Annotated in this window: 13 protein-coding genes; 10 read left to right on the top strand and 3 right to left on the bottom strand. The window is 72.3% G+C overall.

Annotated features, from left to right (window positions below; genetic code table 11):
* The first annotated feature begins 418 nt into the window (after window positions 1-418).
* From BUE30_RS03975 to rpsD, 4 genes are all read left to right on the top strand, one after another.
* Window positions 419-1,345, top strand: a complete 927-nt coding sequence (locus BUE30_RS03975) for a lipid A-modifier LpxR family protein (RefSeq protein ID WP_073326581.1) — start codon at window positions 419-421, stop codon at window positions 1,343-1,345.
* A 468-nt stretch (window positions 1,346-1,813) separates the two neighbouring features.
* Window positions 1,814-2,857, top strand: coding sequence for a Hint domain-containing protein (locus BUE30_RS03970; protein ID WP_073326580.1), 1,044 nt, complete (start codon window positions 1,814-1,816; stop codon window positions 2,855-2,857).
* 68 nt (window positions 2,858-2,925) lie between these two features.
* Complete coding sequence (locus BUE30_RS03965) at window positions 2,926-3,378, top strand: cupin domain-containing protein (RefSeq protein WP_073326579.1); 453 nt, start codon at window positions 2,926-2,928, stop codon at window positions 3,376-3,378.
* Between the two features lie 238 nt (window positions 3,379-3,616).
* The gene (gene rpsD, locus BUE30_RS03960; RefSeq protein WP_073326578.1) at window positions 3,617-4,237 is read left to right on the top strand and encodes a 30S ribosomal protein S4; all 621 of its coding nucleotides are present in this window, start codon (window positions 3,617-3,619) and stop codon (window positions 4,235-4,237) included.
* A 277-nt stretch (window positions 4,238-4,514) separates the two neighbouring features.
* Here rpsD and BUE30_RS03955 read toward each other — a convergent pair whose 3' ends face one another.
* Window positions 4,515-5,372, bottom strand: coding sequence for a DUF4394 domain-containing protein (locus BUE30_RS03955; protein WP_073326577.1), 858 nt, complete (start codon window positions 5,370-5,372; stop codon window positions 4,515-4,517).
* A gap of 193 nt (window positions 5,373-5,565) precedes the next feature.
* Here BUE30_RS03955 and BUE30_RS03950 point away from each other — a divergent pair, with 193 nt between their 5' ends.
* The 6 genes from BUE30_RS03950 to BUE30_RS03925 all read left to right on the top strand — a co-directional run bounded on the left by BUE30_RS03950 (window position 5,566) and on the right by BUE30_RS03925 (window position 12,294).
* Window positions 5,566-6,996, top strand: a complete 1,431-nt coding sequence (locus BUE30_RS03950; protein ID WP_073326576.1) for a homospermidine synthase — start codon at window positions 5,566-5,568, stop codon at window positions 6,994-6,996.
* 133 nt (window positions 6,997-7,129) lie between these two features.
* Window positions 7,130-8,221 (top strand): histidinol-phosphate transaminase, encoded by a 1,092-nt coding sequence (gene hisC, locus BUE30_RS03945; protein ID WP_073326575.1) that lies wholly within the window; start codon window positions 7,130-7,132, stop codon window positions 8,219-8,221.
* Window positions 8,218-9,156 (top strand): prephenate/arogenate dehydrogenase family protein, encoded by a 939-nt coding sequence (locus BUE30_RS03940; RefSeq protein ID WP_073326574.1) that lies wholly within the window; start codon window positions 8,218-8,220, stop codon window positions 9,154-9,156. The genes hisC and BUE30_RS03940 overlap by 4 nt, the downstream gene beginning before the upstream one ends.
* Entirely contained in the window at window positions 9,153-10,475 is a 1,323-nt protein-coding gene (locus tag BUE30_RS17265) for an extensin-like domain-containing protein (RefSeq protein ID WP_083601115.1), read from the top strand. Before BUE30_RS03940 ends, BUE30_RS17265 begins: the two co-directional genes overlap by 4 nt.
* A 209-nt stretch (window positions 10,476-10,684) precedes the next feature.
* The gene (locus tag BUE30_RS03930) at window positions 10,685-11,362 is read left to right on the top strand and encodes a lysophospholipid acyltransferase family protein (RefSeq protein ID WP_073326573.1); all 678 of its coding nucleotides are present in this window, start codon (window positions 10,685-10,687) and stop codon (window positions 11,360-11,362) included.
* Complete coding sequence (locus BUE30_RS03925; RefSeq protein ID WP_073326572.1) at window positions 11,359-12,294, top strand: phosphatidate cytidylyltransferase; 936 nt, start codon at window positions 11,359-11,361, stop codon at window positions 12,292-12,294. Before BUE30_RS03930 ends, BUE30_RS03925 begins: the two co-directional genes overlap by 4 nt.
* A 3-nt stretch (window positions 12,295-12,297) precedes the next feature.
* Here the strand turns inward: BUE30_RS03925 and BUE30_RS03920 are convergent, their stop codons facing one another.
* Window positions 12,298-13,794, bottom strand: coding sequence for a UdgX family uracil-DNA binding protein (locus tag BUE30_RS03920; RefSeq protein ID WP_073326571.1), 1,497 nt, complete (start codon window positions 13,792-13,794; stop codon window positions 12,298-12,300).
* Window positions 13,795-13,798: 4 nt separating this feature from the next.
* Window positions 13,799-15,034: a putative DNA modification/repair radical SAM protein gene (locus tag BUE30_RS03915; protein ID WP_073326570.1), complete on the bottom strand. Its 1,236-nt coding sequence runs from the start codon at window positions 15,032-15,034 to the stop codon at window positions 13,799-13,801.
* Window positions 15,035-15,063: the final 29 nt, after the last annotated feature.

Genomic DNA, 15,063 nt, shown 5'->3' with positions numbered 1-15,063 from the left:
CGGCGCCTCGTGATGCGGGGCACGCGGCGGGGCAGGCACCTCGCCCTCCCCATCGCGGGCCGGGCGCGCCCTGGACGACGCAGCCGGGAGCCGTATCGCGGCGCTGCGCGGCGCCGGGCGGGCCCGGGAGGGGCGCGCAGGCCCGCTCCATCGCGGCGCGGGCGGCGGGGCGGCCGGTGGCAGATCGCGAGATCCCCTCGCCGGTGGCGCTTGCCGGCACCGCGCGGGCGGCGATCCCCCGCGACCGAAGGGCCGGGACCCGCACGCCCGGGCCCGGACGACCGGACCGGAACGCGCCCTCCTGTTGCGGGACAGCCATGGTGCGCCCCGGGTCCGCCAGCCTGCCGTGCACGCGGCCTTAATCCGGCCAGGGGCAGGAGATAGCGCCGACCTGTCCCACCCGGCCCGGAGATCCGCGATGCGCCCCACCCCGACAGTCGTTGCGGCGATCCTCTGCCTGATCCTCGTCCTGCCTTCGGGCGCCGTGGCGCAGGGAGGCGAGGTGCTCGGCATCGGGCGGATCTTCACCAACGACGCGCTCGGCGACGGGCACGATCGCTGGCGCACGGGGTCCTACCAACTCTCCGTGATCCACGGTCGGGGCTGGAGCGCTGCGCCGCCCGCCCGGCCCGGGGCGCTCGTCGAACTGCGATTCGCCACGCAGGTGATCGTGCCGACGACGGGCGACGGCCGGGCCCCCTGGGACCGGCCCTATGTCGGGGCGCTGGGTCTCGGCCTGTATTCCCATTCCGCGCTCGGCGCGGCCCACCTGACCGCGGGACTCTCGGCGACCGCTCTGGGGCCGGGCACCGGCGTGTCGGACTTCCAGCGCGGCTTCCACGACCTCTTCGGCCTCGCCGATCCGCCGGGCCTCGCGGATCAGGTGGGCGACGCGGTGATCCCCGGCGCGGCGGTCGAGATCGCCCTGCCCGTCCCGGTCACGGGCGGGCTGACGCTGCGCCCCTATGCCGAACTGCGCCGCGGCCCCGAGGATCTCGCCCGGGCCGGTATCGACGCGATCTGGGGCCCGCTCGCGCAGGACGACCTTCTGGTCCGCGACGAGGTGACGGGCCACCTCGTGCGCGCGGCGGTTGCCCCTGGGCGGGACCGGGGCTGGGCGCTGGTCGCGGGCGGCGACTGGACCCGCCTCGACGACAGCGCCTGGTTCCCGCGCGACCGCCCCGCCCGCGCGGAAGCAGAACGGCTGCGCCTGCGGGCCGGGGCGCATCTCGGCCTCGCCCGCGGCATCTCGGCCTTCTACGGGCTGACATGGATGTCCGAGGAATTCGTCGGTCAGCCCGAGCCGCAGGTGGTCGGATCGCTGAGGATCGGCGTCGACTTCTGACCGCCGGACCTCCGGACGGATCGGGACCGGGACGGAGGGCCGGGGCGCCCTTCCGGCCGGGTCGTCCGTCCCGCCCTCCCGGAGGCCGCCCTCCCGAGCCGTGCCACCGCCCCCGCCTCACCCGGTCGGACGGTCCTGGCGACGGTCCGCCCCCGGCCCCCGCCGGCCTGCAGGCATCGGGGCGCGGTCCCGGCCGATACCAGATCGCGGCGTTGTCGCGCCCGGTTCGCCCTTTCGCCCCGCCCGGTCGGGTGCCGGGCGGATGAACCATGTACCCCGGCCCCGTCATTGTCGCCTTTCCGGCTAGGGGGCCCGCCTGCCCGGATGCCCCCGGGGCGCCCGCGTCCCGTCGGCCACAGGCCCGGGAGGGCCGGGGGGCGCCCCCTTGATATGCGGGGCCGGTGTCGCAGAATGGCCACCGAGGACCCGCCCGGCGAACGAGGCGGGCCGGCATCGAGGCGAGCAGACATGGGACAACCCGCGGGCCGGACCGGCACGTTCGTCCTGTCATGGGCACAGACGGAACTCGACGGCGGACCCGGCGCGCCGGTCGCGCTGCTCGCGCGGGGGGCGACATGGCTCTGGCGGGGCGAGGCGCTGCGAGTCGACGGCCCGACCGGCATCCTGTCCCTCGGCACGCCGGGAGCGGAGGATGCGCGCCGTCGCGCCGCCGCCGCCGTCCGCCATCTGCTGGTCCGGGCCGGGGGCGCGCCGCCGCGGCCGGTCCCGCCCGGGACGGACGCCCTGCCCGAACGCGGCTTCACCGTGACGGACGGCCAGCGGTCCTGGGACCTCCTCCTCGTCGAGACGGGGGAGGCGCGGGCGCCGCTCGTCGTGTCCGCCGGATCGCCGCCCCCGCGCGAGACCGACCTCTGGGTCGTCTCGGCCGATCTCGGCCCGGCGACGCGGCCCGTGCGCCCGGGCGGCATCGTCTGCTTCACCCCCGGCACGCGGATCCTGACCGAGACCGGGCTCGCCCCGGTGGAGGCGCTGCGCCCCGGCGACCGCATCCAGACCCGCGACAACGGCGCGCAGGAGCTGCTCTGGATCGGCACCCGGCGGCTCACCGGGGCGCGGATGCATGCCCTGCCCCATCTCGCCCCCGTGCGGTTCGCCCCCGGCTCGCTCGATCGCGGCGTGCCGGATGCGGGGCTGCTCGTCTCTCCCGATCACCGGGTACTGCTGCGGGGCGCCCGGGCCCGCGCCCTCTGGGGCGAGAGCGAGGTGCTGGTCGCCGCGCGCGACCTCGTCGACACGGCCGGGATCCGGTTCGAGCGAGGGCTGCGCGACGTGCTCTACATCCACCTGATGCTGCCCTGCCACGAGATCGTCTTCGCCAACGGGGTGGAGACCGACAGCTTCCATCCCGGCATGATCGACCTCGGCGCGATGCCCCGGGCCGAGCGGGCGCGCCTCCGCGCCGCGATGCCGGTCTCGGATGCCGCGGCCTACGGCCCGCCGGTGCGGCGCCTGCTCTCGCGGCCGGACGCCGCGCTGCTGCGCGCCGCCTGACGCAAGCGGCACTTGCCAGACCGCCCCGCCGGGCGGACCATGCCGGCGATCCACGGGGAGGCTGCGCGATGATTCTGACGAACGGAAGCGTCCCGCCCACCCGCGTGACGGGATCGTCGACGCGGACGGAGCAGCGCTACGGCGATGCGGGGGGCCTCACGCGGCTCGGCTTCAACGTCACGACCCTCGCACCGGGCGAGATGTCCGCCCGCCGGCACTGGCACGAGGAGGAGGACGAGTTCCTCTACGTGATCTCGGGCGAGGCCACGGTGATCGAGGAGGACGGGGCGCACGTGATCGGCCCCGGCGACGTCTGCTGCTGGCCCGCCGGGGTGGCGAACGCCCATCACGTCGTGAACCGCTCGGACGCGGAGGTGGTCTACCTCGTCGCGGGCGCGGGCGGCGCGACCCGCGACGTCTGCCACTATCCCGATCACGGCGAGGTGCTGCACCACAGCCCGCCCCGCTGGTGGATGGAGGACGCGGAGGGCCGCGTCCTGCGCGAGGGCGAGACCGGCTGAGGTCCCGCGCGACGGCCGTTGACTCCCCCGCCCCGTCGTCTATACGGCGCGCTTCGTTGGTGTTGGTGGCCCCCGCAAGGGGATGCCTGTCGGAGCTTCGGCCCAAAGGACAACGCCCTTCCCCGCGTCGAGCAGTCGCGGACGAAGACCCTCCCCGTCGGGGCGCCGGAGCGCACCCCGAAAAGGGGGAACCGGTTTTCGAAACAGGCTGCGCGACCAACAAAGAAGGAGATCAGCCGTGACCAAACGCACGTCTGCCAAGTACAAGATCGACCGCCGCATGGGCGAGAACATCTGGGGCCGCCCGAAATCCCCGGTGAACCGCCGCGAATACGGCCCCGGCCAGCACGGCCAGCGCCGCAAGGGCAAGATGAGCGACTTCGGCACGCAGCTGCGCGCCAAGCAGAAGCTCAAGGGCTATTACGGCGACGTCACCGAGAAGCAGTTCCGCCGCATCTACGCCGAGGCCGAGCGGGTCAAGGGCGACACGGGCGAGAACCTGATCGGCCTGCTCGAGCGCCGGCTCGACGCCGTCGTCTACCGTGCGAAGTTCGTGCCGACCGTCTTCGCCGCGCGCCAGTTCGTGAACCACGGCCATGTCGAGGTGAACGGCCGCCGGGTGAACATCCCCTCCTACCGGGTGAAGGAAGGCGACGTGATCACCGTGCGCGAGAAGTCGCGCCAGCTCGCCATCGTGCTGGAGGCCGTCGGCCTGCCCGAGCGCGACGTGCCCGACTACATCGAGGCCGACCACAACAAGATGTCCGCGACCTTCGTCCGCCAGCCCTCGCTCGGCGACGTGCCCTACCCGGTCGTGATGGAGCCGAACCTCGTCGTCGAATTCTACGCCAAGAACTGATCCCCCGGGATCGGTCGACGGCAGGAAGGGCCGCCCCCGGGGCGGCCCTTTCGCGTTCCGCCCCTTGCCTCCCGGCCCCGCAGCGGCCGGTCCGAACGGGCTGGGCAGGGCCCGACTGCCCGAGGGAGAGCCGGAAGGGCGATCCGCCCGTCCCGGCAGCCCCACCCGTCCGGGCACGCCCGGCCGGACCGCGCCCCGGAGCCTCCCGCACGAAAAAAGGGGGGCCGCCCCGCCGGACGACCCCCCGAACCGCCCCCGCAGGGGGGCTCTCGATCCCTTACATCGACGGCGCGACGGCGAAGCCGCCGAAATCGCCCATGCCGAGATCGGCGATCATCGTCAGGGCGCCGCTCTCGAGATCGACGGTGTAGAGACCCGCGCTCTCGTTCCCCTCGATCTGCAGGATGGCGTAGCCGGTATTGTCGCCCTCCTCCATCGAGAGGATGTCGAAGCCGCCCATCGCCGAGACGTCGACCGTCTCGCCCTGCACCATGAGCGGGGCCACGGTGCCGAGGGTGCCGTCGTTGTTCGCCAGCGTCACCAGCGAGTCGGTCTCGCTGTCGAGCGCGTATTGCGCGGTCTCGGAGGCCGTCGCCCCGGACACGGCATTGGTATAGGCATTGGCGAAGATCATCGGCGTGGCGCCGGCATTCGCGTCGCCCTCGCCATAGGCCGCATCGGTGAAGCGCATCACCGATCCGGCGCGCTCGTCACCGTCGCCGAAGCCCTCGGGGAAGTAGACGAGGTTGGCGCCGTCGCCGCCCACCGCGCGCACCGCGTCGATCGCGTTGTTGAAGTCGAAGGCGACCGGCCCCTCGCCGATCATCGCGTCCTCGGCGAAGCTCGCGCCGAGATCGGTCGTCTCGCCGGTGGCGGGATCGATGGTCACGACACTGCCATCGGCGAAGCCGAGCAGGTCGCCGGTCACGGGGCGCCAGGCGATGGCGCGCACCGGGGTCGTCAGTTCCACGGTCCCGACCTCGCCGGGGGCGCTCAGATCGGCCATGGTCACGAGCGTGGTGCCGTCGCCGGTCAGGGCGAAGCCCATCGCGCCGCCAGCGTGAGCTTCGGCGTGCAGCGACGTGGCGCCCGCGGCAAGGGCGGTCGTGGCGATCAGGGTCGACATGAGTTTCATCTGTGCGTCCTTTCTCTGGACCTCGGCAGGATGCCGGGCTCGTGGGGGATACGGGGCGGGGACCGGGGAAGTTGCATCGAGAGCCCCGATTGCGGCCGGTTCCCGGAATCGCCCGCGCCCTCGGCGCCTTGGGGGGTGTCATCCCCGGCGGCAGGCCCTAATCTGGCCGGCAAGTCCAAGCAGGAGGCGCCAGATGGCCCAGGAAAAGGAATACCCCGTCTACGGCCGGATCGACGGGCCGATCGTGATGATCGGCTTCGGCTCCATCGGGAAGGGGACCTGGCCGCTGATCGAGCGCCATTTCGACTACGACGCCGACAAGTTCGTCGTGATCGAGCCCGACGAGGCGAACCACAACTTCCTGCGCCAGCACCGGCTGCGATACGTCACCGACGAGCTCACGCCGACGAACTACAGGGACGTGCTCGGCCGCTTGTTCGAGCGGGGCAAGGGCTTCTGCGTGAACCTCTCGGTCGATACCTCCTCGCTCGACATCATGCGGTTCTGCCGCGAGATGGGCGTGCCCTATATCGACACGGTGGTGGAGCCCTGGGCCGGCTACTACTTCGACACGATGGATAACGAGGCGCGCACGAACTACGCGCTGCGCCAGGCCGTGCGCGACGAGAAGGCGGCCAATCCGGGCGGGACGACGGCCGTGTCCTGCTGCGGCGCCAATCCCGGCATGGTGTCCTGGTTCGTCAAGGACGCGCTGCAGATGCTGGCCCGCGATACCGGGCGCGACCCCAGGGCGCCCGACAGCCGCGAGGGCTGGGCGAAGCTGATGCAGGAGCTGGGGGTGAAGGGCGTGCATATCGCCGAGCGCGATACCCAGGCCCGCCGCAGGCCCCGGCCCCGCGACGTCTTCGTCAACACGTGGTCGGTCGAGGGCTTCATCGCCGAGGGGTTCCAGCCCGCCGAGCTCGGCTGGGGCACGCACGAAACCTGGTTCCCCGAGAACGGCCACCGGCAGACCACCGGGTGCCAGGCGGCGATCTGGCTGGAACGGCCGGGCGCGATCACCCGCGTCCATACCTGGTGTCCGACGCCGGGGCCGCAATTCGGCTTCCTCGTGACCCATAACGAGGCGGTCTCGATCAGCGACTACTACACGGTCGGGTCGGGGGCCGATCCCGAATACCGCCCGACCTGCCACTACGCCTATCATCCCTGCGACGACGCGGTTCTCTCCCTGCACGAGATGTTCGGCTCGGGCGTGCAGCAGAAGGTGCACGAGATCCTCGACGTGGACGAGATCGAGGCCGGCGGCATCGACGAGCTGGGCGTCCTGCTCTACGGCCACGAGAAGAACGCCCTCTGGTACGGCTCGCGCCTGTCGAACGAGGAGACGAAGGATCTCGCCCCCTACCAGAACGCGACGGGGCTGCAGGTCACCTCGGCCGTGCTCGCCGGGATGGTCTGGGCGATCGAGAACCCGGAGGCCGGCATCGTCGAGACCGACGAGATGGACCATGCCCGCTGCCTCGAGGTGCAGCGCCCCTATCTCGGCCCGGTGGAGGGGCACTACACGGACTGGACGCCGCTGGTGAACCGCTGGGAGCATTTCCCCGAGGACATCGACGAAAGCGATCCCTGGCAGTTCCGCAACGTGCTGGCGACCTGACGGGCCGGGCGGCGCCGTCCGCCTCGGCGGGGGGGCGCCGCGGCGGTCCCCGGCGCCCCGCTTGCGCTGGCATCCGCCCCGGCGCCCCGCTATGAGCGACGGGACCGACCCCGGAGCTGCCCCGGAGCATTCCATGACCACCCAGACCGGTCCCGCGCCACAGCCCGGGATCATGGAGATCGACCTCTATGTCGGCGGGCAATCCGCCCTGCCCGGCCGCGACGAGGTGCTCAAGCTCTCGTCGAACGAGAACCCGCATGGCAGCTCGCCCCGGGTGAAGGACGCGATCGAGTCGGCGTTGTCCACGCTCCACCGCTATCCGCCGACGGACCACGCCGCCCTGCGCGCCGCGATCGGCGAGGTGAACGGGATCGACCCGGACCGCGTGATCTGCGGCGTCGGATCGGACGAGGTGCTGCAATTCGTCGTGCAGTGCTTCGCCGGGCCCGGCGACGAGGTCATCCATACCGAGCACGGCTTCTCGCTCTACCCCGTGCTGATCCGCGCGGCGGGCGCGACGCCGGTCAAGGTGCCCGAGCGCGACCGCGTCGTCGATGTGGACGCGATCCTGGGCGCGGTGACCGACCGGACTCGGATCGTCTTCCTCACCAATCCCGGCAATCCCACCGGCACGATGATCCCGGGAGAGGAGGCCGCGCGTCTGGCCCGCGCGCTGGAGGGGCGGGCGATCCTCGTCCATGACGGGGCCTATTCCGAGTTCGCCGACGGGTTCGACGGCGGCATCGGTCTGGTGGACGCGCATCCCAACGTCATCGCGACGCGCACCTTCTCGAAGATCCACGGCCTCGGCGGGCTGCGGATCGGCTGGGGCTATGCCGCCCGCGACATGATCGACGTGCTGACCCGGGTGCGGCAGCCCTTCAACCTGTCCACCGTGCAGCTCGCCGCCGCCGAGGCCGCGCTGCGCGATACCGACTGGGTCGAGTTCTGCCGCGCCGACAACGCCGCGATGCGGGCCTGGCTGAGGCAGGCCCTTCTCGATCTGGGGCTGGAGGTGGACGAGAGCCACGCCAACTTCCTGCTGGTCCGCTTCGCCGACGAACAGGCCGCCCTCGCGGCCGATGCCGCGCTGCGCGCCGACGGCATCCTGGTCCGCCGCGTCGCCGGCTACGGCTTCCCCGAGGCGCTGCGGATCACCGTGGGCGACGAGGTCGGCTGCCACCGGGTCGCCAACCTCCTCGCCAAGCATCTGGGCCGGGCATGAGCGCGCCGATCTACAACCGCGTCGCCCTGATCGGGCTGGGCCTGATCGCCGGCTCGATGGCCCATGCGATGCGCGCGGGCAACCTGGCAGGAGAGATCGTCGGCACGGCCCGCAGCGCCGAGACCCGCGCCATCGCGGCCGAGATCGGGCTGGTGGACCGCGTGACCGACACCGCCGCCAAGGCGGTGCAGGGCGCCGATCTCGTCGTCCTCGCCGTGCCGGTCGGTGCGATGGGCCCGGTGATGGAGGAGATCGCCCCCCATCTCGCCCCCGGCGCCACCCTCACCGATGTCGGATCGGTCAAGCAGGCGGTGATCGAGGCGGTCGCCCCGCATGTCCCGGACGGCGTGCATTTCGTCCCGTCCCACCCGCTTGCGGGGACCGAGTATTCCGGGCCGCGCTCGGGCTTCGCGACCCTCTTCCGCAATCGCTGGTGGATCCTCGTCCCGAACGGCGCGGATGCCGCCGCGACCGACCGGCTGGCCGGGCTGTTCCGCGCGATGGGCGCCAATGTCGACGAGATGGAGGCCGATCACCACGATCTCGTCCTCGCCGTGACGTCGCACACGCCGCACCTCATCGCCTACACGATGGTCGGCGTGGCCGACGACCTGCGCCGGGTCACCGACAGCGAGGTCATCAAGTATTCCGCCGCCGGCTTCCGCGACTTCACCCGGATCGCCGCCTCGGATCCCACGATGTGGCGCGACGTGTTCCTGACGAACCGCGAGGCGACACTGGAAATCCTCGGCCGCTTCACCGAGGAGCTGTTCGCCCTGCAGCGCGCGATCCGGACCGGGGACGGCGCGCATCTGCACGAGTATTTCACCCATACGCGGGCCATCCGGCGCGGCATCATCGAGGCCGGGCAGGATACCGAGGCGCCGGATTTCGGGCGCTCGGCCCTGTCCCAGGGGAAGGACACCGCTTCATGAAGGCCCTGCTCGCCTGCCTGGCGCTGACCTGCGCCCTGCCCGCGCCGCTCCTCGCCGAGGCGCCGGAGCTGGCCCCGCGCCCCGCCGCCCGCCCCCTGCCTGAGGCCCCGGGACGGCCGGCCGCGCGCCCGGGGGAGACGCGCCTCGCGGGGATGGGGGACCCGGTCGCCGAGGCCGCGCCGCCGCCCCTCCTCGTGCCGCCTCTTCTCGTGCCGCCGCTGCGGCAGGTCACGGCGGGCGATGCATCCCCGGCGAGGCCGCCCGCCGGACCCGCCGCGGCGCCGGATCGCCGCTCTCCGGCGCGGCCTCTCGCTCCCGCGCAGATGGCCGCCGCGGTCGAGCCCGCGGCGGAGGCGGCGGGCCCCGATGCGACGCTCGCGGACGCGCCGCCTGCGCCCGATCTCAGCGGCAGCAGCGCGCCCGCCTACGACCTGCAGGTCCTCTCCACCATGTCGGTCCGGCCCGAGCGCCTGCCCTCCGAGGTGCTGATCCAGGCCGACCTGCGGATGCAGCCCGCGATCCTCGACCTGCCCGGCGACTGGACCGGAAAGGAGGCGCGGCTGCGCCCCGGCTACCTCGCGCGGCTCGCCGTCCAGCCGATGGCGCTCGCCCCCGCACGGCCCGCCCTGCGGCCCCACCAGCCCTGGATGGACGTGGTGCAGGCCCCGGACCTGGAACAGGGCGATGCGGGCGACGGCGCCGAGGGCGTCACGGTCTACGCCGTCGCCGCCGCCTTCCGCCCGCCGGACCGTCCCGAAAGCCTGGTGCAACGCGTCGCCGCCCAGCAGGCCGAGCGGCAGCGCGGCGCGCTCTGCGGCGCGGTCGGGTTGCAGGGCGACCGGCTGGGCGCGATCTCCGGCCCCGGCGCCTGCGGCGTCGAGGATGCGGTACGGGTCCGCAGCGTGGGGGGCATCCAGCTCTCGCAGCCGCTGGAGATCAACTGCGACACCGCCCGCGCCCTGCTCGGCTGGGTCGAGAGCAGCGCGATCCCGACCTTCCGCCATGTCGGTGGCGGTCTCGAACGGCTCGAGATCATGGGCGGCTATACCTGCCGCGGCCGGAACGGAACGCCCGGCGCCCGCCTGTCCGAGCACAGCTTCGGAAATGCCGTCGATATCGGCGGGTTCCGGATGCGCGACGGCAGCCGGATCACCCTGCTCGGCGACTGGCGGGGCACCGATGGCGGCTACCTGCGGACGCTCTGGCAGGCCGCCTGCGGCCCCTTCGGCACCGTGCTCGGCCCCAATGCGAACGCCGCCCATCGGGACCATTTCCACTTCGACACGGCCGCCTACCGCTCGGGATCCTACTGCCGCTGATCCCCCCTTCGCAGGGGATCAAATACCGCGGGGGGCTGCCGCAGGCAGCGGGGGCAGAGCCCCCTCCTGCCCCCGGCGCCCGCCCCTCCCGGGGGGAGGAGGGCACCGCGCCGCGCGCCCCGAGCCCCCCGCGGGGGCGGCCGGGCCGGATCGCCGGGGCCCGCCCTCCACCGCTTCCCATCCGGACCGTCCCGCGCCAAGGTGCGCCCATGCGCCTGCCCGCCCCCCTTCGCCGCCCCGCCGCCGAGATCGCCGGCACCGCGATCCGGCTCTTCGCCCGGTTCGTGACCGCCGCCCGGCCCGTCTGGCAGGGGATAGAGCCGGTCCCCCGGCAGCGCATCTACTACGCCAACCACGTCAGCAACGGCGACATGCCGATGATCTGGTCCGTCCTGCCCACCGCGCTGCGGCGCGAGGTCCGGCCGGTCGCGGCCTCGGATTACTGGCTGAAGACGCCGCTGCGCGCCTTTGCCGGGCGCGACATCTTCAACGCCGTCCTGATCGACCGCCGCCCGGAGGGCCGGACCGAGAACCCGGTCGAGAAGATCGTCGAGGCCCTCGACGGGGGCGCCTCGCTGATCCTCTTCCCCGAGGGGAACCGCAACATGGGAGAGGAGCCGCTCCTCCCCTTCCGCTCCGGCCTCTACCATGTCGGCCGGGCCCGTCCGGAGGTCGACCTCGTGCCCACCTGGGTCGCCAATCTCAACGCGATCATGCCCAAGGGAGAGATCGTGCCGCTGCCGCTCATGTGCACCGTCACCTTCGGCGCGCCCCTGCACGTGGAGGAAGGCGAGGAGAAGGACGCCTTCCTCGCCCGCGCGGCCGCGGCGCTCGCCGCCCTCGCCCCGCCCGCCCCGGGCGAGGCGCAGCGCGAGATCCGGACATGAGCGAGGCCGACAGCCAGATCGCCCTGCTCACGCTCGGCGTCTTCGCGCTTCTCGCGGTCCTGACGGCGGTGGGCGAGCTGGCCCGCTGGCGCGGCCGGACGGGGCCGGTCCTCGACACCTACATGACACGCGTCGCCTCGTGGTGGGTGATGGTGACGCTGATCTCGCTGGCGCTGATCGCCGGTCGGACCGGCATCCTGCTGCTGACGCTCTTCGCCAGCTTCGCGGCCCTGCGCGAGTTCCTGACCTTCACGACCAAGGACAAGGCCGACCATACCAGCCTCGCCCTCGCCTTCTACGTCATCCTGCCGGCGCAGTATCTCTTCATCTGGCTCGGCTGGACGGGGCTGACCGCCCTGTTCATCCCCGTCCTCGCCTTCCTGTTCCTGCCGGTCGTCTCGGCGGCGAGGGGCGCGCCGCGGCGCTACCTCGTGCGGGTGGCCGAGACGCAATGGGCGCTGATGGTCTGCATCTTCTGCGTGAGCCACCTCGCGGCGCTCGCCATGCTGGACGCGGGCGGGCTCGGCGAGCGGTCGGTCCTGCTGGTCGGGTTCCTCGTCCTCGTCGTGCAGCTGGCGGACCTCGCCGATTACTGGATCGGCCGCCGCATCGGGAAACGGCGGATCGCGCCGGACCTGTCGCCCCGGACATGGGAGGGGTTCGTGGCCAGCCTCGCCGTGGCCGCCGCCCTGGGCGCGGGCCTGTCCTGGATCACGCCCTTCGGCCTCTTCGGGGCGGCGGCGATGGCGGTCACGATCTCGGCCGCCGGGACCGGGGGCGCGCTCGTCTTCGCCGCGATCGAGGCCGACCGGGGCGTCAGGAACTGGTCGCACCTCATCCCCGGCCAGGGCGGCTTCGTCGACCAGCTCGACAGCGTGATCTTCGCCGCGCCGGTCTTCTACTACATGATCGTGCTCGTCTGGATGGGCTGACGCTCAGGCCGCCATCCGGCCCAGCGCCTCCTTCGCGGCGGCGAGGTCGGCGACGTAACGCGCCTCCTCTTCCCGCTGCAGCTCGGCATCGGGCAGGCGCAGGATGTAGCTGGGATGGACGGTGAGGAAGACGAGGCCGTATTCCGTTTCCTCGACATGGCCGCGCCGCTTGAGGATGCCGGCCCTGGTGCCGGTCAGCGTCTCGGCCGCGGTGCCGCCCATGGCCAGCAGCAGCTTCGGCCGCACCAGCTCCACCTCGCGCGCGATCCACCAACGGGCCTGCTCGATCTCGGGGGCACCGGGCGACTGGTGGATGCGGCGCTTGCCGCGCAGGGTGAACTTGAAGCGCTTCACCGCATTGGTGACGTAAGCCTCGCGTCGGTCCAGACCGGCGGCGACGGCCGCCCGGTCGAAGACCTGCCCCGCCGGCCCGACGAAGGGCCGCCCCTCGCGATCCTCGACATCGCCGGGCTGCTCGCCCACGACCATCAGGTCGGCATCCTCGGGCCCCTCGCCCAGGACGAAACGGCCGTAGCCTTCGGGCGTGGTCCGGTCCTCCTCCGCCGCGCGGGCGCGCAGCGCGGCGAAATCGGGGATGGCCCCGCCGCTGTCGATATCGGCCTTGTCGAAGAGGTCCACGGCACGCTCCTGTCCTGTCGGGTCTGCCCGGACAACGCCCGGGGCGGCCAGACGCTCCCGGATCCGTTCGGCGCGCAGCGGCGGCAGGGTCGGCGCCGCCTCGGCCATCCTGCGGACCCGCGCTTCCGCCTCGGCGAGCAGGCCCGGAATGGCCTGCGCCTCGGGCAGGTTCTTCCAGTATTTCTTCGGCATCTCGGACATCATCGCCCCCACCTTCACCCGGGCGGGGTTGAAGATGTTCGAGAAATAGGTCCGCCAGAGATCCTCGTGGGCGTCCTGCGGCAGGTCCGGGCGCGGCAGGTCCTCGTGCAGTGTGATCGCCCCGTTCTCGAACCTGGCCGAGACATCCGGCGTCGCGATCAGCCAGTCCATGTCGCCGAACCGGCGGGCGAAGAACGGCGCCGTCAGCTCGACCGTGTGGTGGGTCGGCTCGAACCAGGCGGCGAAGCTGCGGCGCGGGGCGTCGCGCGGCCCGATCTCGCGGAAGCGGACGAAGGCCGTCATCTTGTGCCGGCAGCGGTTCACCGCCTTCTCCATCCGCCGCAGATCGGCCAGCGCCGGATCGCCCCGATCCTCCATCAGGCCGCGCTGCGTGCGCAGCCGCCAGAGAAAGGCATAGAGCCGGGCGAAGCGTTCGGGGTCGCGGTGCCAGACGACGCGGTTCGCGAGGTCGACGAAGGCCTTGGGCACCTTGACGGTCGCGGGGCCGGTCGGCGCCGCCTCCCCCTCGAACAGGCCGGGCGCGGCGCCCCCGTGGTCCCAGATCACCTCCTCGGGCGGGATACGCGCGGCCAGCAGCCCCCGCGCGGCGCCGCGCCACGCCTTGTCGGTGCCGATCCGGGGAAGCTGGACCTGCCGCACGGGTCTAGAAGAGCGAGAGCTGCTCCGCCGGCGGCGCGAAGCGGGCGCGCAGGTCGGCGGTGTCGAGCAGGCGCCCCGGGCGCCAGTCGCCCAGCGTCACGAAGGGCCGCGCCGATTTCAGGTTCGCCCCGATCCGGGCAAGGTCGTCCCAGCGCAGCGTCCGGTGCCGGCGGGTGGCGAGGATGCGCGTCACCGTCTTGGTCCCGAAGCCCGGCACGCGCAGCAGGACCTCCTTCTCGGCCCGGTTCACGTCGACCGGGAACCGCTCGCGATGCGCCAGCGCCCAGGCAAGCTTGGGATCCACTGCGAGGTCGAGATTGCCGTCCGCGCTCTGCGCCGTGATCTCGGTCGCGTCGAAGCCGTAGAACCGCATCAGCCAGTCGGCCTGGTAGAGCCGGTGCTCGCGGATCAGCGGCGGCTTCACCAGCGGCAGGGCGGCGGTCGCATCGGGAATCGGGGAGAAGGCGGAATAGTAGACGCGCTTGAGCTTGTAATCGGAATAGAGCCGCGTCGACTGCCCCAGGATCGCGGCATCGTTCGCCCCGTCCGCCCCCACGATCATCTGCGTCGACTGGCCCGCCGGGGCGAACCGCTTCGGGCGCTTGCCGGTGTGGGACCTGTCGGCCGACGCGTCGCGCAGCGCCCGCGTCCGCCCCATCGCCCCGCGGATCCGGTCGGGGTTCTTTTCGGGCGCGTAGGCCTTCACGCTCGCATCGAGTGGCAGCTCGACATTGATCGACACGCGGTCCGCCAGCAATCCCGCCTCCTCGATCAGCTTCGGATCCGCATCGGGTATCGTCTTGAGGTGGATGTACCCCTTGAACCCGTGCTCCTCGCGCAGAGTGCGGACGATCCGCACCATGTCGGCCATCGTGTCGTCCGGCGAGCGGATGATCCCCGAGGACAGGAACAACCCCTCGATGTAGTTGCGCCGATAGAATTCCAGCGTCAGCGTCACGACCTCCTCGACGCTGAACCGCGCGCGTTCCACGTTGGAGCTGACGCGATTCACGCAATAGGCGCAGTCGTAAATGCAGAAGTTCGTCATCAGGATCTTGAGCAGGCTGATGCAGCGCCCGTCCGGCGCGTAGGCATGGCAGATCCCCGACCCCTCGGTCGATCCGAGGCCCTTGCCGTCCCGCGAATTGCGCCGTGTCGTGCCGGACGATGCACAGGAGGCGTCGTAACGGGCGGCGTCCGAGAGGATCGCAAGCTTTTCCTGAAGAGATTTCCTGGCCATGGCCCGACAATATGTTCGCGCAATGTTCC

It is taken from the genome of Wenxinia saemankumensis, from assembly GCF_900141735.1.
Taxonomy (GTDB): domain Bacteria; phylum Pseudomonadota; class Alphaproteobacteria; order Rhodobacterales; family Rhodobacteraceae; genus Wenxinia; species Wenxinia saemankumensis.
The sequence above is the reverse complement of the archived record's forward strand: the minus strand, read 5'-3'. Positions and strand labels throughout refer to the sequence as shown.